The organism is Stenotrophomonas sp. A3_2, from assembly GCF_036624925.1.
GTDB classification, from domain to species: Bacteria; Pseudomonadota; Gammaproteobacteria; order Xanthomonadales; family Xanthomonadaceae; genus Stenotrophomonas; species Stenotrophomonas hibiscicola.
Map to the genome: position 1 here is coordinate 58,730 of NZ_JAZKVY010000131.1, position 20,428 is coordinate 79,157.

A 20,428-nucleotide genomic window follows, 5' to 3' on the forward strand; every position below is an offset into this window, starting at 1 on the left:
CAAAACGCTTGGGCGCCCCGCGGCCGGCACTACCAACTCAGCGCCACGACCACTGCAGGCCGACGTTGGCTCGCCGTCCCGGTCCCGGCTCATAGAAGCGCCCGTTGCCGTCATTGACGATCACCGAGCCGATGTAGGCTTGGTCCAGCACGTTCTCCAGCCGGGCGAAGGCGCGCAGCTCACCGCCCGGCAGCGTCCATCGACGGCCGGCTTCCAGGTGCAGCAGGGCGTAGCCCGGCGCGCGCTCGGTGGCCACGTCATTGACCACAGTATCGCTGCTGGCCGAGGCCTCCAGCGCCCACTGCCACTCAGCGGGGCTCCACTGCAGGCGTGCGAAGGCCTGTTGGCGGGGCACGCCGGGCAGGCGGCTGCCTGCGGCGACCAAGGTGTTCGAGGTCAGGTAGGGCGAGCGCACCTGAGCCTGCAGCCAGGTCCATGCCAGCTGCAGTTCCAGCTGTTCGCCCAGCGGCTGCCGGTACTGCAGTTCCATGCCCTGGCGGCGGGTGCGGCCGATGTTGCGATAGGTGCTGCGCCCGCCGATATTGCTGGCAACTGCCAGCTCATCGTTGGTATCTGCGCGGAATACGCTGACATCGAGCTGGGCTCCGCCTTGCGCGTGCCACTTGCTTCCAATCTCCAGATTGCGGCTGCGGGCGGCCGCCAGATCCAGCGCCAATCCCGCCTGGCCGTCGGCGCGATAGCCCAGTTCGTTGAAGGTAGGCGTTTCGAAGCCACGTCCCACCGCCGCGTGCAGCCGCCACTGCGGGCTCGCTTCGAAGCTGATCCCGGCCGCCGGCGTGGTCGCCTGGTAGCGCCGGTGACCACTGTCATCCGGGTTGCGGGCGGTGATGTAGCGATCGTCCGAGTTGAAACGCACGGTGCTGTGGCGCAGGCCGGCCAGCAACGACCAGCGCGGGCTCCATTGCCACCAGGCCTGGGCGAACTGGTCCACGTTCTGCACGACGTCGATCTGGTCACGACGCAGCCGTCCACGCACGCCCAGGGCGCTGCCGAGGAAGTTCTCATGGCCGGTGCGATGCTGGCGCTGGCGGTCGGCGCTGAGCCCGGCCACCAGGTCCAGCGGCCGGCCGGCAAGGTCACCCTGCCAGCCCCAGCGCGCGTCCAACCCGCCGTAGCCGCCCTCCAGATCGATCACCCCACCGGCATGCAGGGGGTTGGCCTGGGCGGTCGGTGGGATCGGCAGGTATTGGCGTACCGCGCGCTGGCCGGCATAGCCCATCAGCTGCCAGCGCTGCGGCCCGGTTTCACGTGTCCAGCGCAGGCCGGCCTGCTGCTGGCGCACCGATTTGCGGGTGTTGTACTGGTGCGCGACTGCCGTGGCCTGGCGCGGATCAGCCGCCACCTGGGCACGGGTCAGGCCCAGCGGGTCCTGCGCATCCGGTGCATCAAGCGCATTGAGCAACAGCTCCAGCCGCCCGCCGCCCAGCTCGCCCCCGATGCGCGCGTTGAGCGATTCACGGCGTGCCTGGCTGTGATCGCGCCAGCCATCGGTGCGGAAGTGATTGGCGGCGATGTTGTAGTCCAGTACTTGGCCGGCACCCTTCAGCTGTGCACCGACGCTCAGCGTGTTGTCGGCACCGGCGCTGAGCCGCAACCGCCACGGGTCGCCGGCCTGGCCCTGTTCGCTCCAGACCTGCAGCACGCCACCGGAGGAATTGCCGTAGAGCGCGGAAAACGGCCCACGCAGCACCTCGATGCGTTCGGCACCAAGCAGGCTGGCATGTGACAGCTGGCCTTGGCCATCGGGCATGGTTGCAGGGACCCCGTCGATCAACACCCGTACCCCGCGCACCCCGAAGGTCGAACGCGCGCCGAAGCCACGGATCGACAGCTGGGTGTCCTGGGCGAAGTTCTGCCGGTCGCGCGCCAGCAGACCGGGTACCCCAGCCAGCGCTTCGGACAGCTGCGCGCCGGTGCCAGCGCGGCCGGCATCGATCCAGACCGTGTCCTGGCTGGCCGGCAGCGCGAACGGGTCGATGCCCGGCACCCGTGCAGCCTGTACCTGCACCGCCGGCAGGGCGGTGGGCGCAGGCGCGGCCATCACCGCCCAGGGCGACAGCAGCAGGGCGGAAAGCGGCAGGCTACGGCGGCGTGCGGCAGTTTTCATGATTCAGGTTGATGGGTCGGGCGGCAACGCACGCCATGGTACGGGGCCGTGGATGACGATGGCGGCGGCCAGCCCCCGGCAGGCTTTGTTACGATGGGCTGTTTCCGGCCGAAACGCCGCAGACCGCGTAGCGCACTTCCTCCCCCTTTCCGTCTACCGAACGAGTACCGCCGTGTCCTTCTTTGCAAACGTGGAACTGGTCCCAGGTGACCCGATCCTGGGCCTGACCGAGGCGTACAACGCCGACAGCCGCCCAACCAAGGTCAACCTGGGTGTGGGCATCTACTACGACGAGAGCGGCCGCATTCCGCTGCTGCGCGCCGTCAAGCAGATCGAGCAGCAGCTCGCCGCTGAAGCCAAACCGCGCGGCTACCTGCCGATCGACGGCCTGCCGGCGTACACGCAGGCCACGCGTGAGCTGGTGTTCGGCAAGGATTCGCCGCTGCTGGCCGCTGGCCGCGTGACCACCGCGCAGACCGTTGGTGGCAGCGGTGCGCTGCGCGTCGGCGCCGACGTGCTGAAGAAGCTGCTGCCGCACGCCACCGTTGCGCTGAGCAACCCGAGCTGGGAAAACCACCGCGCCGTGTTCAGCGCGGCCGGCTTCGAGGTGCTGGATTACACCTACTTCGATCCGACCACCCACGGCGTCAACTTCGACGGCCTGCTGGCGGACCTGGGCAAGCTGGAAGCCGGCACCGTGGTGCTGCTGCACGCCTGCTGCCACAACCCCACCGGTGCCGACCTCACGGTCACCCAGTGGAAGCAGGTCGCACAGCTGCTGAAGGACAAGCAGCTGTTCCCCTTCATCGACATGGCCTACCAGGGCTTCGACAAGGGCATCGAGCAGGACGGCGCCGCGGTGCGCATCATCGCCGAAGCCGGCATCGACAGCTTCATCGTCGCCAACTCGTACTCCAAGTCGTTCTCGCTGTATGGCGAGCGCGTGGGTGCGCTGTCGATGGTGGCGCCGACCGCCGCTGACGCCAAGGCGGTGCAGTCGCAGGTCAAGCGCGTGATCCGCACCATCTACTCCAGCCCATCCACCCACGGTGCTGCGCTGGTGGCCGGCGTGCTGACCCACCCGGAACTGCGCGCGATGTGGGAGCAGGAGCTGACCGAGATGCGCGAGCGCATCCATGCCCTGCGCCAGGGCCTGGTCGAGAAGCTGGCCGCTGCAGGTGCCCCGCAGTTCGGCTTCATCAACGAGCAGGCCGGCATGTTCTCCTACTCCGGCTTGAGCCGTGAGCAGGTCGAGCGCCTGCGCGACGAGTTCGGCATCTACGCCGTCGGCACCGGTCGCATCTGCGTGGCCGCGCTGAACCAGAACAACCTGGAATACGTCGCCAAGGCCGTGGCCACCGTCGCCAAGGGCTGAAGCAACGCTCCAGTGGCTTGAGGACAAAGGCGCCGAAAGGCGCCTTTGTTTTTTGCGCCCTGGTCTCTGTAGAGCCGAGCCTACGCTCGGCTTGTGCGGCATGAAGGACGAAGAGCAGCCGAGCGCGGGCTCGGCTCTACAGAAGGAAGGCGCCACGAGCGCAACGCATCTGGAAACGATTACGCCTTCCCGCGCTCACGCACGCCCCCGCCATACGGGCGACAATAGGCGTTTTCCCGCTGCCGAGACCTGCCCGCCCATGTCCCGTACTTCGTTGACCCGCTTCCTGATCCAGGAACAGCACGCCGGCCGCATCAATGCCGACCTGCGCCAGCTGATCGCCGTGGTGGCCCGCGCCTGCACCAGCATCTCCATCGCCGTCAGCAAGGGCGCCCTCGGTGGCGTGCTCGGCGATGCCGGTACCGGCAACGTGCAGGGTGAAGCGCAGAAGAAGCTGGACGTCATCAGCAACGAGATCCTGCTTGAAGCCAACGCCTGGGGTGGCCACCTCGCCGCCTGCGCCTCGGAGGAAATGGACCACAGCCAGCCGGTGCCGGACATCTATCCGCGCGGTGATTTCCTGCTGCTGTTCGACCCCCTCGATGGCAGCTCCAACATCGACGTCAACGTCTCCGTCGGCACCATCTTCTCGGTGCTGCGTTGCCCGACCAATGTCGAACTGCCGGGCGATGACGCCTTCCTGCAGCCGGGCAGCAAGCAGATCGCCGCTGGCTACTGCATCTACGGGCCCAGCACCCAGCTGGTGCTGACCGTCGGCCATGGCACCCACGCCTTCACTCTGGACCGCGAGAAGGGCGAGTTCGTGCTGACCACCGAGAACATGCAGATTCCGGCGGCCACCCAGGAATTCGCCATCAACATGTCCAACCAGCGTCACTGGGAAGCGCCGATGCAGGCCTACGTCAGCGACCTGCTGGCGGGCAAGGAAGGCGCGCGCGGCAAGAACTTCAACATGCGCTGGATCGCCAGCATGGTGGCCGACGTGCATCGCATCCTGACCCGCGGCGGCATCTTCATCTACCCGTGGGACAAGAAGGATCCGTCCAAGGCCGGCAAGCTGCGCCTGATGTACGAGGCCAACCCGATGGGCCTGCTGGTCGAACAGGCCGGCGGTGCCGCCTCGACGGGCCGTGAGCGCATCCTCGACATCCAGCCCGACCACCTGCACCAGCGCGTGCCGGTGTTCCTGGGTTCGCGCGAGGAAGTGGCCGAAGCCGTGCGCTACCACCACGCGCACGACGACGCACAGGGCTGACGGCCTATCGCCTGACAGACGTCATGGCAGTTCGATGACATGACCGCAGGGTGACACCGGGGGCGGCAAACGGCACCATCAAGCCGTTGCCGCCGAAGGAATGCATGCATGCACGAGCAGGGCCCGGTCGATTTCATCGAAGTCATCCACAACGCGGTCCCCAGCGAGGTCTGCGCTGCGATCGTCGAGCGGATGCGCGCCGCACAGGGGCTGCGGCCAGGTGCGGTAGGCAGTGGTGTGTTCCCGGAACTCAAGCACAGCAAGGATCTGCGCATCAGCGGACTTGATGGCTGGCAGGATGTGGACCATCAGCTGCAGCATGCGGTGTTCAATGGCCTGCTGACTTATCTACGCCGTTATCCACAGGCGTTGATTGCGCCGCTGATGTTGCAGGTCCAGGACAGCAACGGCCAACCGCGACGCCTGTCTGCCGAGGACTTCCCCGACATGCCGCCACAACAACTGGCGGATCTTGCGCGCACCTGCCTGCGCCCCGGCGCCATCAACCTGCAGTGGTATGCGGCGGGCGAGGGCGGGTACCCCTACTGGCACTGCGAGCTGTACCCGAAGGATGTGCAGGCCGAGACCCTGCATCGGCACGTGTTGTGGACGCTGTACCTCAACGACGAGTTCGAAGAGGGCGAAACCGAGTTCCTGTTCCAGGAGCGGAAGATCGCACCACGCACCGGTAGCCTGCTGATTGCGCCGACTGCGTTCACCCACACCCATCGTGGCAACCGGCCACAGGGTGGGGACAAGTTCATCGCGACGAGTTGGATCCTGTTCCAGAGCGCGCAGAAGTTGTTTGGGGGAGGGTGAGGGCATCGCGCCCCTCCCGATTGAGGCCGGTATCCAGGCAAGTTCGTTATGCCGTCGGTGGATTACCGGGCCTCAGGAGAGCAGTAGTAGTCGCCGCCCCTGTCCGAGTCCCAGTAGGTTCCTCCATAGAGCTTCACCGTACTGCCCCTTGTCGTCAGCTCTACCGAGCGCGCCAGGCGATCCTCGCAGAAGACCATCAATCTGTAATCGCGCCGCCGTTTGTCTTTCTGCAGTCGCCACCGCTTCTCTGCGGCTTGTTTGATGAAGGAAGCGGCGATCTGCTCTGGATCAGATTCGAGTTCAGCGTCGAAGACGGCCCCCAGGAACGTGACCTTCGGTAAGAACGTAACGTTCGTGGGATGGACCCCTGAAGGGAGTTCAAAGGTATCGGTGGCAGCGCGCAGTTCTGCTTCTGTAGGCTTTCCGGTCCAATCGCCACGTCCGATGGATCCAAACATTGAAAGATAAGTACCGCTTGTGAGGGCCGCAATGACAGTGCACAGGAGCAGATGACGCAACGGTACCTTTTTCAAGGCCCATTCCCCGACTGTCGTTGTTCGTCGCAACTTGAATCCCGCAAGGCCTCAGTCGTCTTTGCCCCGTGCACCGGATCATGGATGCTCGACGGAGCGAGGGGCTTGCGAGGACGACGGCGATACAGGATCCCTCCCGCTGCCCCACCAAATATGGCAGTGCCGAGGCCGATCAGCTCTTCGCTGCCTAGCGGATCCGCTGACAGCAATTTGGCCACCGTCAGTAGAAGAAAGTTCCATGGGAGCATCCACAGGAACGCGATGCCCAGCCAGTAGATGAACTTCATTTCATGCGCTCAAGGATCCGGAAGCGTCGACTCGACCCGGTAGGCGGAGCTGTTCTGCATCCATGATGCTGAACTCCCCTCTCCCCAGTCCCCGCCTTTGCTGCGGATTGTTACCGTTGCGTGGCGCTGCGGTCCAGAGTTCTAGAACAGACTGCCCTGCGGTGACTCTTTCTTTGGCAGCAACGGCTTCTGGAACCGGCTGCAATCCAGCTTCGGCCAATGGCTGTTCTGCGCATTGAAGCCCAGCCGCTTGCGTGCCAGCTTGAAGCGGTTGCTCAACAATTCCGCATACACACCCTGGCCACGCATGCGGGTACCGAACTGGCTGTCGTAGTCCTTGCCGCCGCGCAGCTGCTGGATGGTGCTCATCACGTGCGCGGCGCGATCGGGATGATGGGTGTCCAACCAATCGCGGAACAGCGGGGCCACTTCCAGTGGCAGGCGCAGCAGCACGTAGCCTGCGGTGCTCGCACCTGCGTCGCGTGCGGCTTCCAGCACGGCTTCCAGCTCGCTGTCGTTGATCCACGGAATCACCGGCGCCACCATCACCCCGACCGGAATGCCGGCTTCATGCAGCCGCTTCATCGCACGCAGCCGTGCGTGCGGTGCCGATGCGCGCGGTTCCAGCTTCGCGGAGAGATGCGGGTCCAGCGAGGTCACCGAGAAATGCACGCTGACCAGGTTCTCCGCCGCCAGCGGTGCGAGCAGATCAATGTCACGCTCGACCAGCGCGTTCTTGGTGATCAGCGAGAACGGATGCTTGGTTTCCAGCATCACTTCGATCAGCTGGCGAGTCAGTTTGAACTTGCGCTCGATCGGCTGGTACGCATCGGTGTTGATGCCCAGCGCGATCGGCTGCGGCACGTAGCCCGGTTTCGACAGTTCCTTGCGCAGCAACTGCGGCGCATTGGTCTTGGCGAACAGCTTGGTTTCGAAGTCCAGGCCCGGCGACAGGTTCAGATAGGCGTGCGAGGGGCGCGCGAAGCAGTAGGAACATCCATGCTCGCAACCGCGATACGGATTCACCGACTGGCTGAATCCCACGTCCGGTGAATTGTTGCGGGTGATGATGGTGCGCGCGGTTTCGGCGCGTACTTCGGTGCGCAGGCGCGGGGCGAGGAATTCTTCGCTCTCGTCGGCCGCCCAGCCGTCGTCCACCGCCTCGCTGACGGTGCTCTCAAAGCGCCCGGCAAGGTGGGACGTGGAACCTCTGCCCTTGATCGCGATACCCATTGCGACAGGTTACGCCGCAGCCGTCTCAATGGCTGCGACGGCTGCCTGAAGGGTTCAGGGCAAGTCTGAGCCGAGCGTGGGCTCGGCTCTACAGTGGATACGGATACCTTTTGTAGAGCCGAGCCTACGCTCGGCTGCAATACATCAAAGCAACGCCAAGTACCCGCGCACGGTTGCATCCAGCCCGTCATACAGCGCCTCGCCGATCAGCGCATGGCCGATCGACACCTCCAGCACGTCCGGCACGTGGGCCAGGAAATCGCGCAGGTTGTCCTGCGACAGGTCGTGGCCGGCGTTGACGCCCAAGCCCACCGCCTGCGCCCGCCGCGCCGCAGTGGCGAACAGTTCCAGCATCGCCGCAGCGTCGCCAGCCGCGTGCGCTTCGGCGTAGGGGCCGGTATACAGCTCGACACGATCTGCACCGACTTCGGCCGCCTGCTCCAGCAGTGGGTTGCCAGCATCGACGAACAGGCTGACCCGGCAGCCCATCGCCTTCAGTTCGGCCACCAGTGGTCGCAGCCGCTCGGCATCCCGCTCGAAATCGAAGCCATGGTCGGAGGTGATCTGTCCATCGCCATCCGGCACCAGCGTCGCCTGCGCCGGGCAGGTCTGCGCGCACAGCGGCAGCAGGCCTGGGTAGCCCTCGCGCGGCGGCGCGAATGGATTGCCTTCGATGTTGAATTCCACACCACGCGCACGGGTCAACGTGGACAGCGCCAACACGTCCTCGGCGGTGATGTGGCGGCGGTCCGGCCGCGGGTGCACGGTGATGCCATGTGCACCGGCATCCAGGCAGGCCTGGGCGGCACGCACCACGTCCGGTTCGGCGCCGCCGCGCGAATTGCGCAGGACGGCGATCTTGTTGACGTTGACGCTGAGCTGGGTCATGGAACGGAACTACTTGGAAAGAGGGGACGGATCGTGGTCGATGGGGTCTTCATCACGGCGGGCCTGGGCCTGCTCACGCAGGCGGCGCAGTTCTTCGGCATCGACCAGCGTGGACGGATCGCGCTGCAGATCACCGAAGCGGGCCACGTAGCGGCCACGTACCCAGGCCAGCAGGAAGGCGAGGGCGGCCAGCAGGCACAGGCTCATCAGCCCGGCGCTGGGAGTCTTCAGCGCGAAGGCGAAACAGCCCAGCGCCAGCAGCAGGTACAACCAGTACATAGTCGGGCTCCCCGGGTGATCGGCGCAGTGTAGCGCTGCGTCAGAGCAGCGGCGAGGCCAGCCGGGCGAAGGCTTCGGGCAGGCGGTGCAGCCACAGCGAGCGGCCGGCCTGGTCGTGCACCCGCGTGGAACGGTCGAATTCGCCCTGCAGCAGTTCGGCCAGGGCAGCCACCCGGTCACGGTCGCTGATCATCATCGACAGCTCGAAGTTGAGCCGGAAGCTGCGGTGGTCGAAGTTGGCGCTGCCGACGATGCAGACATCGTCGTCGGCGATGAAAGCCTTGGTATGCAGCATGCGCGGGCCGTACTCGTAGATCTTCACCCCTGCGTGCAACAGTTCATCGAAGTAGGAGCGGGCGGCCTGGGTGACGAACCAGGAATCGCTCATCTTCGGTACCAGCAAGCGCACATCCAGGCCGCCGAGTGCAGCCGAGGTCAGCGCCATCCGCGCCGCTTCACCCGGCACGAAATACGGTGTGACCAGCCACACGCGCTCGTGCGCTTCCTGGATCGCCGCCACATGCAGGCGATGGATCGTTTCCCAGCCCGAGTCCGGGCCGGAGACCAGCACCTGGGCGTTGATCGCACCGTCACCGCGCAGCGGCATGTCGGCTGGCCACAGGCGGGCGATGTCCATGCGCGAGGGATCCTGCCCGCTGGCGTAGAGCCAGTCCTCGGCAAATACCAGCTGCAGGCTGCGCACTACATGGCCGCGGATGCGCATGTGCAGGTCGCGGTAGGCATCCGCCCTGCGGCTTTCATCCTCGTCGTCGGTGATGTTGATGCCACCGGTGAACGCCAGCCGGCCGTCGACGATCACCAGCTTGCGATGGGTACGCAGGTTCAACCAGGGGCGCTTGAACGGCTTCAGCAGCTGCCGTGGGTGGAACCAGATCGCTTCACCACCGGCGTCGAGTAGCGGCTGCAGGAAGCGGCGGGGCAGGGCGGAAGAGCCCACGGCGTCGAGCAGCAGGCGAACCTGCACGCCGGCCTGTGCGCGTTCCACCAGCGCGTCACGCAGGGCGGTGCCAGCATGGTCCGGGTTGAAGATGTAGTACTCCAGATGCACGTGGTCGCGTGCCTGTGCGACGGCCTCAAGCAGCGCCGCGTAGGTCGCCGCGCCGTCCACCAGCCATGTCACTTCGGTGGCGCTGCTCGGCGCAAGCCCGGTCGTGGCCTGGGCGATCTTGGCCAGCTCGGTGCAGTCGGCGTCGGGTGGGCAGACGTCGCTGTAGTGCTCCATGCCCGACCGCGCGCGGCCACGGCGCAGACGCTGCCGCTTCACCTTCTGCGGGCCCAGCAGGTAGTAGATGAACAAGCCGAGGTAGGGCAGCAGCGCCAACGACAGGATCCAGCTCAGCGTGGCGACCGGCTCACGCTTCTGCAGCATGATCCAGCCGGTCAGCGCGAGCAGGTACAGCAGGTAGGCCACCGCCAGGATCGAGCCAAGGTGGGCGATGCCGTCGAGCCAATGACGCAGGGAGTCGAAGAGGGCGAGCATCCGCCGATCATAGCGGTCCAGGCCGGCAGGCATAAAAAAAACGCCCCTGTCTCCAGGGGCGTCTGCAGTCGCGTCATGACTGTTGTGTTGCGGTGTAGCGATTACTGCTGCACAAAACCGATCTTCTTCATCTGAGCGTTCTTCGCAGCGGCCAGAACCTTGGCCATCACGTCGTACTCGGAATCCGGGCTGGCGTCGATGCGCAGTTCCGGCTGGTTGGTCGGGTCACGCTGGACCTCCTGCTCCATCCGCTGCTGCAGCTCACTGGTATTGATCGGGCTGTTGTTCCACGAGACCTGGTTGCTGGCGTCGATCTTCAGTTCGATCGGCGGCGGCGGTTCGACCAGCTGCGGCGGTGGGTTGAGCACGCGCTGCGGCAGGTCCACGGCGATCGGGTACGTCATGATCGGCGCGGTCACGATGAAGATGATCAGCAGAACCAGCATCACGTCCACGAGGGGCGTGACGTTGATGTCTGCCATGGGGCCCTTGCCACCACCACTACTGAATGCCATGGCTTATTGCCCCTTTTCTTTGGTCGCGACGAAGCCGACGTCAAGCATGCCCTGCTCCTGCGCGACCTTGGTCAGGTCGTTGATGACACGCATCTTGGTGGTGCGGTCACCACGCAGGTTCAGCGGCGGCTGCGGGGTCTGCTGGGCGGCGGTCGCCAAGCGCGACTCGAGAGTCTGCTTGTTGATTTCTTCGTCGTTCCAGTAGATCGAGCCGTCTTCCTTGACTGCCAGGGTGATCGGTCCGGAACGCTTTTCAGCGTCTTCCGGCTTCTGGATCAGGTTGGCTTCCGGCAGATCCACCTTGACCTTGTGGGACATCAGGGGCGCCGTGATGATGAAGATGATCAGCAGCACCAGCATCACGTCCACGAGGGGCGTAACGTTGATGTCGGCCATGGGGCCGCCGCTGTTACCACTACTGAAAGCCATAACGGGCTCCGTCTAGATCTTGGTGACTACTTACGTTCGTCGCTGGGTGACGCGCGCCGCAATCAGCGGACGCGCGAGCCGGTGGCGAAGAAGTCGTGCAGGTCGTGCGCGAAGGTATCGAACTTGCTGATGGTCGCGCTGTTGATCTTGCTGAAGAAGTTGAAGGCGAACACGGCCGGGATCGCGACGAACAGACCGATCGCGGTCATGATCAGCGCTTCACCCACCGGGCCGGCAACGGCGTCGATCGAAGCGGAGCCGGTGGCACCGATCTTGATCAGCGCGCCGTAGATGCCCCACACGGTACCCAGCAGACCGACGAACGGAGCGGTTGCACCGACGGTGGCCAGCAGGGTCATGCCCGACTGCAGCTTGTTGCTTTCGCGGGTCACGGCCTGACGCAGGGCGCGGTCGACGAACTCCGAACGGCTCAGGTTCTCACCCACGCCGCCGGTGGCGCCGCCTTCAGCGCGCTGGTGGTGGGCAGCCGCCTGGGCAGCGTCCAGGGCGATCTTCGAGAACGGCTCGGAAGCCGGCTGTTCTTCCATCGCACGGATGGCGTCCTGCGCGTTCGGGGTGTCCCAGAACAGGCTGACGACGCGATCGGCGGCGCTCTTCAGGCGGGTAGCACGGAAGATGTTGATGACGGTCCAGTACCAGGACATGGCCGACATGACGACCAGGGTCAGCAGCACGACCCAGGAAACCGCGAAATCACCCGGCTTGGTGGTCATTTCGTGGATCAGGTGCTCGAAGCCCATCTGCGACAGGGCGTTGGACGGATTGCCCCCGGCAGCAGCGGCGATGAAAATTTCCTGCAGCATGACGCTTACCTTTGTTGTGTGTGGTGATAAAGGGTGTAGCTAAGCTAAACAATCGAACCGGGAGCGGGGGTGGCCGGCGGCCACCCGGGCGCATCAGTTCAGCGCAAAGTTGACCGGAACGCGAACGCGACCTGCCGTCTTCTTACCGCCTGCTTCAGCGGCGTTGAAGCGCCACTTGCGAGCCGCTTCCATCGCAGCACGGTCCAGGTCGCGGTTACGGCTGGACTTTTCCACCGTGACATTGGTGACGTTGCCGTTGGCATCGACATCAATGATCAGGATCACTTCGCCCTGGATACCCGCGCGGAAGGCTGCCGGCGGGTAGCGCGGCGGATTCATGGCCTTCGACGAGATGTCCACGCTGGCCTCGATCGAGGTCGGCGGTGCCGGCGGTGCCGGCGGCGACGGCGGGGTGACGATGTCGTTCGGGCGCGGCTCCGGCACGTCCACGACCGGCGCCTGCGGCGGCGGCGGGACCGGCGACGGCTTCGGCGGCGACAGATTCTTCACCGGCGGCGGTGGAGTATCCGTCGGCGGCGGCGGCGGCGGCGGGGGCGGCGGCGGCGGTGCGTCGACGATGGTCACCATGACGTTGCGCTCCTTCTCCGCAACGGCCTTGGGAGCCACGGCGGGAATGAGGAGCATCATGAAGGCGGCCAGATGCAGGGCAATTACAAACGCGATGCCGACGATGCGAGGCCAGCTCAGCCCCTTGTCATCGGGTTGTTCGTACCGGTGAACGACTAGTTGTTCCGTCATGCGCCAAGAGCTCAATAGTGGGGCCGGGATGCCGGGGGCGGAATCCCTGATCAGCGGTGCATGACACCGCAGGAACCTCCAAGCTTATACCAATCCTGAGCGCCTGCGCATCAACTGTGCAGGCATTCAGGCGTTATTCCTACTTACTTCAGGTTGATGATTTTCTTGGCATCAGCCTGGTTCTTCACACCCTTCGCCAGCGCCTGCTGGGCGGCCTGCTTGGCCTCCGGGATACGACCTTCGGCATGCAGGACGCGTGCCAGGTTCAGGTAGGTCTCACCGTCCTTGGACAGCGGGGCAGCCTTCTGCCACGCATCGATCGCCTGCGGCACCTGGTCGGAGTAGTAGTAGGACTGGGCCAGCGCCAGGTAGACCTGGTAATCCGGCTTCAGGATGCCCTTCTGCAACCCTTCGTTGATGACCGCGATGACGTCCTTTTCCTTGTGTTCGGTGTTGGCATAGATCGAGTACAGCTGCTTGTACTCGCGCTCTTCGGTGAGCTGGCCGCTGCTGCGCAGCTTGTCCATCACCGCGGCGGCCTTTTCCATCTGGTCGGCCTGCATGTACATGCTGGCCAGATTCAGCTGGGCCTTCTTGTCGTTCGGGTTCTTGGCGGCCAGAGCCTCGGCTTCCTTCACCGCTTCGCCGGACTGGCCGGCTTCGGCGAGGGCCGCCATCAGCAGCTGGTTCCAGTTGTCCTTCGGTTCGGTGGCACCGGCGATGGCCTGCTTCAGCACCGGGATCGCTTCCTGGTAGCGCTCCAGCTGGTACAGCGCCTGGCCCTTGGCGATCAGCTCTTCCGGCTTGGTCGACTTGCTCTCGGCGAAGTACTTGTCCAGGGTCGCCAGGCCTTCGGCGGTCTGGTCTTCCTGCAGCTGCAACTGGCCCAGCATCAGCATGGACTGGAAGTGGCCGTTGTTGTCCAGGCCGTTGAACTGCAGGACCTGCTTCAGGTAGGCAATGGCAGCCGGGGTATCGTCGGTCTGGTAGGCAGCCTGCGACGCCAGCTGCGCGGCCAGCGACTTGTCATACTCGTTCGCGGCGCTGTCAGCCAGGATCGCGTCGGCCTGCGTGCGCGTCTCCGGGAACTTTTCCTTGTTGTAGCTGTCAATCATTTTCTGAAGCTTGCTGCCCAGCTTGGCCGATGCCTTGACGGTCGGCTCCTGGCGGGTCGCGTTGGGGTACAGCGCTTCGGCCTTGGCCTGCTTGCCGCCGCGGTTGCCACGCTCGGAGGAACGCGAGGATTGCGCGAAGGCATCAGTGACCACGGCGCCGGTCAGGGCGGTCGCGACGAGGACGGAAAGCACAGCTTTGTGGTTACGGAAAATCATCGTTCACCTCGATCGAACCGCCGGATAGCGGCAAAGTCGGACTGTCAGAAAAATCTGAGCCGCCAAACGTATCAGAAACAGATGGCGTGAGAAATCGTTTTATGTGCTGCAATACAGCATAGAACTGCGCACTCATCCGCACTTTGGCCGCAGCCCGGCGGCCTGCGCCTGCTGGTAGACCGGCGTCAGCCCCGGCGCATCGCGCCGCAGTTCCTGGATGCGGTTGGCCGGATCAGGGTGGGTGGACAGCCACTGCGGGCTGCGGCCACCACTGGCAGCCATCATGTTCTGCCACAAATCGACCGCCTGCGCCGGGTTGAAGCCGGCCTGGGCCATCAGTCGCTGGCCGATTACGTCGGCCTCACTCTCCTGGGTGCGCGAGCCGGGCAGCAGGAAGGCCGCCTGCGCGCCCATTCCGCCAAGCTGGTTGACCGTGCTGGCGGCACCTTCACCGTACGCCGCACCGGCCAACGCACCGAGCACGGCCAGTCCGGTCTGTGCGCCCATCTGGCGGGTGATGCGCTCTTCGTGGTGACGGGCAATGACATGCCCGATTTCATGGCCGATTACGGCAGCCAGCTGATCCTGGTTCTTGGCGACGGTGAAGATGCCGGTGTTCACGCCAACCTTGCCACCGGGCAGGGCAAAGGCGTTGGGCTCCTTGTCGACGAACACGGCCGTCTCCCACCGTACGCCACGGTATTGAGGCGGCAGCTGCGCGACCAGAGCGTTGACCACGCACTGCACATAACCGTTCTGGCGGCCGTCGGTGCTGATCTTTTCCTTCTGCTTGGTTTCGGCGAACGCCTGTGCGCCGAGCTGGTCCAGCTGTGCCTGCGACACACCGCCCACCATCTGCCGGCGGCCGGTAGGGGAGGTCGTGGTCGCGCAGGCGCTGACCAGGGTGGTTATGACAAGGGCCAGCAGCAGTTGTTTCATGGGTCCACCCCCGTGTTCATATGCGCAGTGTGTAGCGTAGCGGCTTAATCTTTCGTCAAGCGGACACGGCGTTACGTTGCCCCGAAAAACACAAGCGCGGCAAGCGCCACGCCGTTGTTCAGGGCGTGCGCGGTGATCGCGGCCCAGAGCGTGCCGGTGCGCTGGTACAACCAGCAGAACGCGGCGCCCATGCCGCCATAGACCAGCCACAGCTGTGCGATTTCGGCCGGGCCGTTTGCACTGGTGCCAGGGATTTCATGGATCAGGGCGAAAGCAAGGCTGCTCAGTACAATACCCAGCCACGGGCGCCCCGCCTTCCACAGGCGTCCAAACAGCACGCGGCGGAACAGCAGTTCCTCGTAGGCCGGTGCCAGTACCACCGCGAACAGCATCAGGAACAACGGGAAGCGCGCGATCGCGCTCTGCATCAGCGCCAGGTTGGTGGGGACCGGTTCGATGCCGAACTGCTTGGCCAGGAAGGCGATACCGTTGCTGCCCAGCACGATCAGGGTCGCCACCAGCAGGGTCCAGCCCCAGGTGGAGGGGCGGCGCAGTGCCTGGCGCGACGCATGACGTTCGGCGGCGTTGGCCGGCCGTCGCCAGAAGTACAGCAGCAGCGCGGCGCCGCCGGTGGCAAACAGCGCCATGAGAATCTGCGCAAGTGCGCCGGGCTGGCCCAATGACGCCGCCACCGAACTGGCGTCGGGTGCGCCAGCGCCGGCCTGCGCGGTCGCGTAACCGACCACCACGCCACGGTACAGGCCCCACAGCACGCCGCTGATCAGGCTCAGGCCGAACAACGTGACAGCGGCGATGCCCAGGTCGATGAAGAACCCCGCCAACGGCGAAACCGCACGCGGCGCGACAGAAGATGGCGGAACCGGGGGCGGAGCGGAAACCGGGGCGGATGCGGACATCAGGTACCTGCGTTCAAGAGTCGAAAGCCGGCGCGCCTCCCCGCGCGCCGGCCGTGTCCGGATTGTGTCAGATATCCAGGTTTGCGACCTTCAGCGCATTGTCTTCGATGAAGTCGCGACGCGGTTCGACGACATCGCCCATCAGCGTGCTGAAGATCTGGTCGGCAGCGACAGCGTCTTCGATGCGCACCTGCAGCAGTCGGCGGGTCTCCGGATTCACCGTGGTGTCCCACAGCTGCTCCGGATTCATTTCACCCAGGCCCTTGAATCGCTGGATCTGGCGGCCGCGCTTGGCCTCCTCGAGCAGCCAGTTCTGTGCCTTGGCAAAGCTGTCCACTTCGATCGACTTGGCGCCGCGGGAAATGGTGGCGCCTTCGCGGATCAGGCCGTGCAGCAGCTTCGAGGCCTGATGGATCGCGCGCAGTTCGCCGCTTTCAAACGCCGACATCGGCAGCACCTGGACGTGCTGTTCGCCCATGTGGCGACGGGTCACCAGCACAGCGGCCGGGCGCTCGTCGTTGGCTTCCTGCAGTTCCAGCGTAAAACGCGGGCTGCCCAGGCTGCCCTGGTTGAGCCGCTTGGCAAGTGCATCCAGCCCTTCGCCTTCACCCGCACTGCGCAGGCTCTCCAGGTCCATCGGCACGAAATCGACCAGCGCTTCAAGCAGGTTGCGGTCGTAACGATGTGCGTTGCGCTCGATCGAATCCAGCGCGGCCGCGTAGGCCAGAAGCAGCTTCTCCAGCGCAAGGCCTTCGATGCCCGGTTCGCCGGTGGCCGGCACCAGCGTGGCGTTTTCCACCGCGCTGCTGGCCAGGTAGCTGTCCAGCGCCGGGTCGTCCTTCAGGTACAGCTCCTGCTTGCCCTGCTTGATCTTGTACAGCGGCGGCAGGCCGATGTAGACGTAACCGCGCTCGATCAGTTCCGGCATCTGACGGTAGAAGAACGTCAGCAGCAGGGTGCGGATGTGAGCGCCGTCGACGTCGGCGTCGGTCATGATGATGATCTTGTGGTAACGCAGCTTGTCCGGGTTGTACTCGTCGCGGCCGATGCCGGTGCCCAGCGCGGTGATCAGCGTACCGACCTGGTCGGAGGACAGCATGCGGTCGAAACGCGCGCGTTCCACGTTGAGGATCTTGCCGCGCAGCGGCAGCACTGCCTGGTTCTTGCGGTTGCGGCCCTGCTTGGCCGAACCACCTGCCGAGTCACCCTCGACGATGAACAGTTCGGACAGCGCCGGATCCTTTTCCTGGCAGTCGGCCAGCTTGCCCGGCAGGCCGGCGATATCCAGCGCGCCCTTGCGGCGGGTCAGGTCGCGGGCCTTGCGCGCGGCTTCACGCGCGCGCGCGGCGTCGACGATCTTGCCGGCGATCGCCTTGGCTTCGTTGGGGTTTTCCTGCAGGAACTCTTCCAGGCGCGCACCAAAGGCGTTTTCCACCGCCGGACGCACATCGGAACTGACCAGTTTTTCCTTGGTCTGGCTGGAGAAGCTCGGGTCCGGCACCTTCACCGACAGCACCGCGATCATGCCTTCGCGCATGTCGTCGCCGGTCAGGTTGATCTTGGCCTGCTTGGCGATGCCGTTCTGCTCGATGTAGTTGTTGAGCACGCGGGTCAACGCACCGCGGAAACCGGCCAGGTGGGTACCGCCGTCCTTCTGCGGAATGTTGTTGGTGAAGCAGTACATCGTCTCCTGGTAGGAGTCGGTCCACTGCAGCGCCACCTCCACGACGATGCCGTTGTGCTCGCCAGTGACCGAGATGACGTTCGGATGCAGCGGGGTCTTCAGCTGGGCCAGATGCTCCACGAAGCTGCGGATGCCGCCTTCGTAGTGGAAATCATCGCGACGGCCATCACCACGCTCGTCGGCAAGGACGATCTTGACGCCGGAGTTCAGGAACGACAGCTCGCGCAGGCGACGGGCCAGGATGTCGTAGTGGAATTCCACGTTGTCGTGGAAAGCGACGGTCGACGGCCAGAAGCGCACCGTGGTGCCGCGCTTGGTGGTGGTTTCCAGCTTGGCCAGCGCGGTCACGGCGGCGCCGTTGCTGAACTCCTGCTGGTAGTGGAACCCGTTCTGGAACACATCCACCACCAGCTTCTGCGACAGCGCGTTGACCACGCTGACGCCGACGCCGTGCAGGCCGCCGGAAACCTTGTAGCTGTTGTCGTCGAACTTGCCGCCTGCGTGCAGGACCGTCATCACCACTTCGGCAGCGGACACTTCGCGACCAAGCTTGGCGCTCATCTGCTCGTGCTTGCCGGTCGGAATGCCGCGGCCGTTGTCGGACACGGAGACCGAGCCATCGGCGTGGATGGTCACTGCAACGTGGTCGGCGTGGCCGGCCAGCGCCTCGTCGATCGAGTTGTCGACCACCTCGAACACCATGTGGTGCAGACCGGTACCGTCATGCACGTCACCGATGTACATGCCGGGACGCTTGCGGACAGCCTCCAGGCCTTCCAGGGCCGTAATGCTGTTGGCGTCGTAGTTGCCGTTGTTTGCCGGGGTGTTCTGTTCGTCGCTCATTGCGCTTGCCGTAGGCTCCGCAGGTCGGCCACCGCGTGGAGCGGTGTGCCGAGAATGAAAGGATTCCAACCCGAATTATACCAGCCGGGGTCGAGCGGCCCTGGTGTGCCCACTATGGCACAGCCACGATCTGTGCATGTTCCACGTGGAACCGGGCAATATGGGTCAGCTCCTGCAGCGCTGCCGGGGTTTCGGTGGCAGTGACAAAGATCTGTGCCGGTCCGCTGAGCAGGCGCTCCAGTACCCGCGCCTGGTGGGTCCGATCCAGCTCCGAAGCCAGATCGTCGAGGGCAATCACCGGCCACTCGCCGCGCTGCTCTGCGTAGTCCTCGGCCTGTGCCAGCAGGCACGCCAATGCCGTCAGCTTGGCCTGGCCGCGAGAGAGCGCGTCACGACCGGGAATGCTGTGGAAATCCACGCTCCAATCGGCCCGGTGCGGCCCGACCGAGGTGTAACCGGCCTGGCGGTCACGTTCCCGTGCCAGAAGCAGGGCATCGGCCAGAGGAAGCTCATGCCGACGCCACCCCGCACTGAGTTCCAGGCCCTGGATGCCGAGCTGCGGCGCCAGGCTGGCAGCCAGCGCCACGGTGCGCTGCTGCAAGCGCTCCAGGTAGTGCTGGCGACGACTGGTCAGAGGCTCTCCGGCCTCCGCGAGCTCATGATCCCAGGTATCGAGCATCCGTGGCGGCCCGCCTTGCTTGAGCAGGGCGTTGCGCTGCTTCAGCGCACGCGAATAGCGGCGCCACAGGGACAGGAAATCAGGTTCCACGTGGAACAAGCCCCAATCGAGGAAACGGCGACGGGGTTCACCGCCTCCACTGACCAGCGCGTGGCTGCCGGGCTCGAACGTCACGACGGCCAGCGCTGCGCATAGATTGCCCAACTGGGCCACGTCCTCACCGTCCAATCGTCCCTTCCAGTCCTGGCCACTGTGGCGCAGGCCGGCCTTCCGGCGGTGCGGCGGGTGGTTCGCGCGTTGTTCGTCCCATTCGACGAAGATTTCCAGGGCTTCCTGGCCCTGGCGCACCAGACCATCGCGTACCCGGCCTCGGAAGCTCCGCCCATACGCCATCAGATGCAGGGCTTCGAGCACGCTGGTCTTGCCGGCACCGTTGTCACCGGTCAGCAGGTTCAATCCCGGCTGGGGCGACAGGTCCACCGCACTGAAGCGACGCAGTTGATGCAAGGCGAGGCGGCGGATCTGCATGGGGCGCGAAAGACCATCCGCACGAGGCGGTAGAGGGGCAGGGAATCCATCAGCTTACTGCATCGGTCAAGCCGGGCGCGGTGGCAGGCCGGTCGAGCCGAAGGTGCAGCTTCTGCACCCATCGATGGACGCGTTCCACGTGGAATGCGGATGACGCGCTCGCACGTTCCGGGCTGCAAAGGCCCGAAATTTCTTCAAATCTGCGCGAGGTTCCAGCGTCCAGGCCCTCGGATTTCGCCGATTTCGCGAGCACTGCAGGGCTACCCGCTGGACACCTCGCGGGTGGCTCCGACGGATGACCCCGCCGATTCCTTCAAATCTGCGATCCGATGCCTTGGAGGGTTCCACAGATTTCAAGAAATTCAGGACGCTCGTTCCACGCTGTCCACAGCAGGGATGTATGACTTATACACAAGGTATGGGCAATCTGTGGATAAAAAAGCCCTTTTGTTAAGCGCTCAAAACTATCCACAGGTTCCCCCCCAGCCCGAGGACCCTCTATACAGGGGGTTTCAGACTCATAAATCCCTTTAAAAACAAATAGATAATACATTTTTCCACGAAATCTGGCTCTACCATCACCACCACGCTTTAGATTTATACCCAGATTTAGAAGCTAGGATTTCCCCAAATTGCCCCCGAGCCGGTCTGTGGACAGTGC

General features: G+C 64.8%; 19 protein-coding genes. 3 read left to right on the top strand and 16 right to left on the bottom strand.

The features are described 5' to 3' along the window. Positions 1-37: 37 nt before the first annotated feature. The gene (locus tag R5H29_RS03290; protein ID WP_134732002.1) at positions 38-2,128 is read right to left on the bottom strand and encodes a TonB-dependent receptor family protein; all 2,091 of its coding nucleotides are present in this window, start codon (positions 2,126-2,128) and stop codon (positions 38-40) included. A 172-nt stretch (positions 2,129-2,300) separates the two neighbouring features. On the opposite strand from R5H29_RS03290, the gene R5H29_RS03295 reads away from it, so the two are divergent. The 3 genes from R5H29_RS03295 to R5H29_RS03305 all read left to right on the top strand — a co-directional run bounded on the left by R5H29_RS03295 (position 2,301) and on the right by R5H29_RS03305 (position 5,598). Continuing rightward, complete coding sequence (locus R5H29_RS03295) at positions 2,301-3,503, top strand: amino acid aminotransferase (protein ID WP_111099267.1); 1,203 nt, start codon at positions 2,301-2,303, stop codon at positions 3,501-3,503. Between the two features lie 259 nt (positions 3,504-3,762). Beyond that, a complete protein-coding gene (locus R5H29_RS03300; RefSeq protein ID WP_021204612.1) occupies positions 3,763-4,779 on the top strand; it encodes a class 1 fructose-bisphosphatase in 1,017 nt (338 codons plus the stop codon). A 108-nt stretch (positions 4,780-4,887) separates the two neighbouring features. Beyond that, the gene (locus R5H29_RS03305; protein WP_019658815.1) at positions 4,888-5,598 is read left to right on the top strand and encodes a 2OG-Fe(II) oxygenase; all 711 of its coding nucleotides are present in this window, start codon (positions 4,888-4,890) and stop codon (positions 5,596-5,598) included. 62 nt (positions 5,599-5,660) lie between these two features. Here the strand turns inward: R5H29_RS03305 and R5H29_RS03310 are convergent, their stop codons facing one another. The 15 genes from R5H29_RS03310 to recF form a co-directional block, all read right to left on the bottom strand. Beyond that, complete coding sequence (locus R5H29_RS03310) at positions 5,661-6,131, bottom strand: hypothetical protein (protein WP_332328730.1); 471 nt, start codon at positions 6,129-6,131, stop codon at positions 5,661-5,663. Beyond that, positions 6,128-6,418, bottom strand: a complete 291-nt coding sequence (locus R5H29_RS03315; RefSeq protein ID WP_019658813.1) for a hypothetical protein — start codon at positions 6,416-6,418, stop codon at positions 6,128-6,130. Before R5H29_RS03315 ends, R5H29_RS03310 begins: the two co-directional genes overlap by 4 nt. 141 nt (positions 6,419-6,559) lie before the next feature. Further along, positions 6,560-7,651: a PA0069 family radical SAM protein gene (locus R5H29_RS03320; protein WP_332328731.1), complete on the bottom strand. Its 1,092-nt coding sequence runs from the start codon at positions 7,649-7,651 to the stop codon at positions 6,560-6,562. Between the two features lie 144 nt (positions 7,652-7,795). Then, the gene (locus R5H29_RS03325) at positions 7,796-8,539 is read right to left on the bottom strand and encodes a pyridoxine 5'-phosphate synthase (RefSeq protein ID WP_111099271.1); all 744 of its coding nucleotides are present in this window, start codon (positions 8,537-8,539) and stop codon (positions 7,796-7,798) included. A 9-nt stretch (positions 8,540-8,548) separates the two neighbouring features. Then, positions 8,549-8,818, bottom strand: a complete 270-nt coding sequence (locus R5H29_RS03330; protein WP_019658804.1) for a hypothetical protein — start codon at positions 8,816-8,818, stop codon at positions 8,549-8,551. Between the two features lie 40 nt (positions 8,819-8,858). After that, positions 8,859-10,319: a cardiolipin synthase gene (gene cls, locus R5H29_RS03335; protein WP_026346894.1), complete on the bottom strand. Its 1,461-nt coding sequence runs from the start codon at positions 10,317-10,319 to the stop codon at positions 8,859-8,861. 101 nt (positions 10,320-10,420) lie between these two features. Next, entirely contained in the window at positions 10,421-10,834 is a 414-nt protein-coding gene (locus R5H29_RS03340) for a biopolymer transporter ExbD (RefSeq protein WP_005411740.1), read from the bottom strand. 3 nt (positions 10,835-10,837) lie between these two features. After that, positions 10,838-11,263 (bottom strand): biopolymer transporter ExbD, encoded by a 426-nt coding sequence (locus R5H29_RS03345; protein ID WP_005411739.1) that lies wholly within the window; start codon positions 11,261-11,263, stop codon positions 10,838-10,840. 62 nt (positions 11,264-11,325) lie between these two features. Beyond that, complete coding sequence (exbB, locus tag R5H29_RS03350) at positions 11,326-12,087, bottom strand: TonB-system energizer ExbB (RefSeq protein ID WP_004132614.1); 762 nt, start codon at positions 12,085-12,087, stop codon at positions 11,326-11,328. A gap of 93 nt (positions 12,088-12,180) precedes the next feature. Continuing rightward, positions 12,181-12,846, bottom strand: a complete 666-nt coding sequence (locus tag R5H29_RS03355) for an energy transducer TonB (RefSeq protein ID WP_332328734.1) — start codon at positions 12,844-12,846, stop codon at positions 12,181-12,183. A gap of 143 nt (positions 12,847-12,989) precedes the next feature. Further along, positions 12,990-14,177, bottom strand: a complete 1,188-nt coding sequence (locus tag R5H29_RS03360) for a lipopolysaccharide assembly protein LapB (protein ID WP_021204595.1) — start codon at positions 14,175-14,177, stop codon at positions 12,990-12,992. Between the two features lie 132 nt (positions 14,178-14,309). Continuing rightward, positions 14,310-15,116, bottom strand: coding sequence for a M48 family metallopeptidase (locus R5H29_RS03365; RefSeq protein ID WP_019658801.1), 807 nt, complete (start codon positions 15,114-15,116; stop codon positions 14,310-14,312). A gap of 71 nt (positions 15,117-15,187) precedes the next feature. Beyond that, positions 15,188-16,033, bottom strand: coding sequence for a CPBP family intramembrane glutamic endopeptidase (locus R5H29_RS03370; protein WP_155028722.1), 846 nt, complete (start codon positions 16,031-16,033; stop codon positions 15,188-15,190). Between the two features lie 67 nt (positions 16,034-16,100). Further along, positions 16,101-18,560 carry a DNA topoisomerase (ATP-hydrolyzing) subunit B gene (gene gyrB / locus R5H29_RS03375; RefSeq protein WP_019658799.1) on the bottom strand — a complete coding sequence of 820 codons (2,460 nt, stop codon included), beginning with the start codon at positions 18,558-18,560 and terminating at the stop codon, positions 16,101-16,103. 112 nt (positions 18,561-18,672) lie between these two features. Next, positions 18,673-19,767 (bottom strand): DNA replication/repair protein RecF, encoded by a 1,095-nt coding sequence (gene recF, locus R5H29_RS03380; protein ID WP_134732187.1) that lies wholly within the window; start codon positions 19,765-19,767, stop codon positions 18,673-18,675. Positions 19,768-20,428 lie beyond the last annotated feature (661 nt).

Excerpts from the sequence above, each read along its gene's own strand:
- gyrB (WP_019658799.1), bottom strand. The coding sequence starts at position 18,560 with ATGAGCGACGAACAGAACACCCCGGCAAACAACGGCAACTACGACGCC.
- R5H29_RS03355 (WP_332328734.1), bottom strand. The coding sequence starts at position 12,846 with ATGACGGAACAACTAGTCGTTCACCGGTACGAACAACCCGATGACAAG.
- R5H29_RS03305 (WP_019658815.1), top strand. The coding sequence starts at position 4,888 with ATGCACGAGCAGGGCCCGGTCGATTTCATCGAAGTCATCCACAACGCG.
- R5H29_RS03325 (WP_111099271.1), bottom strand. The coding sequence starts at position 8,539 with ATGACCCAGCTCAGCGTCAACGTCAACAAGATCGCCGTCCTGCGCAAT.
- cls (WP_026346894.1), bottom strand. The coding sequence starts at position 10,319 with ATGCTCGCCCTCTTCGACTCCCTGCGTCATTGGCTCGACGGCATCGCC.
- R5H29_RS03340 (WP_005411740.1), bottom strand. The coding sequence starts at position 10,834 with ATGGCATTCAGTAGTGGTGGTGGCAAGGGCCCCATGGCAGACATCAAC.
- R5H29_RS03300 (WP_021204612.1), top strand. The coding sequence starts at position 3,763 with ATGTCCCGTACTTCGTTGACCCGCTTCCTGATCCAGGAACAGCACGCC.
- exbB (WP_004132614.1), bottom strand. The coding sequence starts at position 12,087 with ATGCTGCAGGAAATTTTCATCGCCGCTGCTGCCGGGGGCAATCCGTCC.
- recF (WP_134732187.1), bottom strand. The coding sequence starts at position 19,767 with ATGCAGATCCGCCGCCTCGCCTTGCATCAACTGCGTCGCTTCAGTGCG.
- R5H29_RS03365 (WP_019658801.1), bottom strand. The coding sequence starts at position 15,116 with ATGAAACAACTGCTGCTGGCCCTTGTCATAACCACCCTGGTCAGCGCC.
- R5H29_RS03330 (WP_019658804.1), bottom strand. The coding sequence starts at position 8,818 with ATGTACTGGTTGTACCTGCTGCTGGCGCTGGGCTGTTTCGCCTTCGCG.
- R5H29_RS03320 (WP_332328731.1), bottom strand. The coding sequence starts at position 7,651 with ATGGGTATCGCGATCAAGGGCAGAGGTTCCACGTCCCACCTTGCCGGG.
- R5H29_RS03315 (WP_019658813.1), bottom strand. The coding sequence starts at position 6,418 with ATGAAGTTCATCTACTGGCTGGGCATCGCGTTCCTGTGGATGCTCCCA.
- R5H29_RS03360 (WP_021204595.1), bottom strand. The coding sequence starts at position 14,177 with ATGATTTTCCGTAACCACAAAGCTGTGCTTTCCGTCCTCGTCGCGACC.
- R5H29_RS03290 (WP_134732002.1), bottom strand. The coding sequence starts at position 2,128 with ATGAAAACTGCCGCACGCCGCCGTAGCCTGCCGCTTTCCGCCCTGCTG.
- R5H29_RS03345 (WP_005411739.1), bottom strand. The coding sequence starts at position 11,263 with ATGGCTTTCAGTAGTGGTAACAGCGGCGGCCCCATGGCCGACATCAAC.
- R5H29_RS03370 (WP_155028722.1), bottom strand. The coding sequence starts at position 16,033 with ATGTCCGCATCCGCCCCGGTTTCCGCTCCGCCCCCGGTTCCGCCATCT.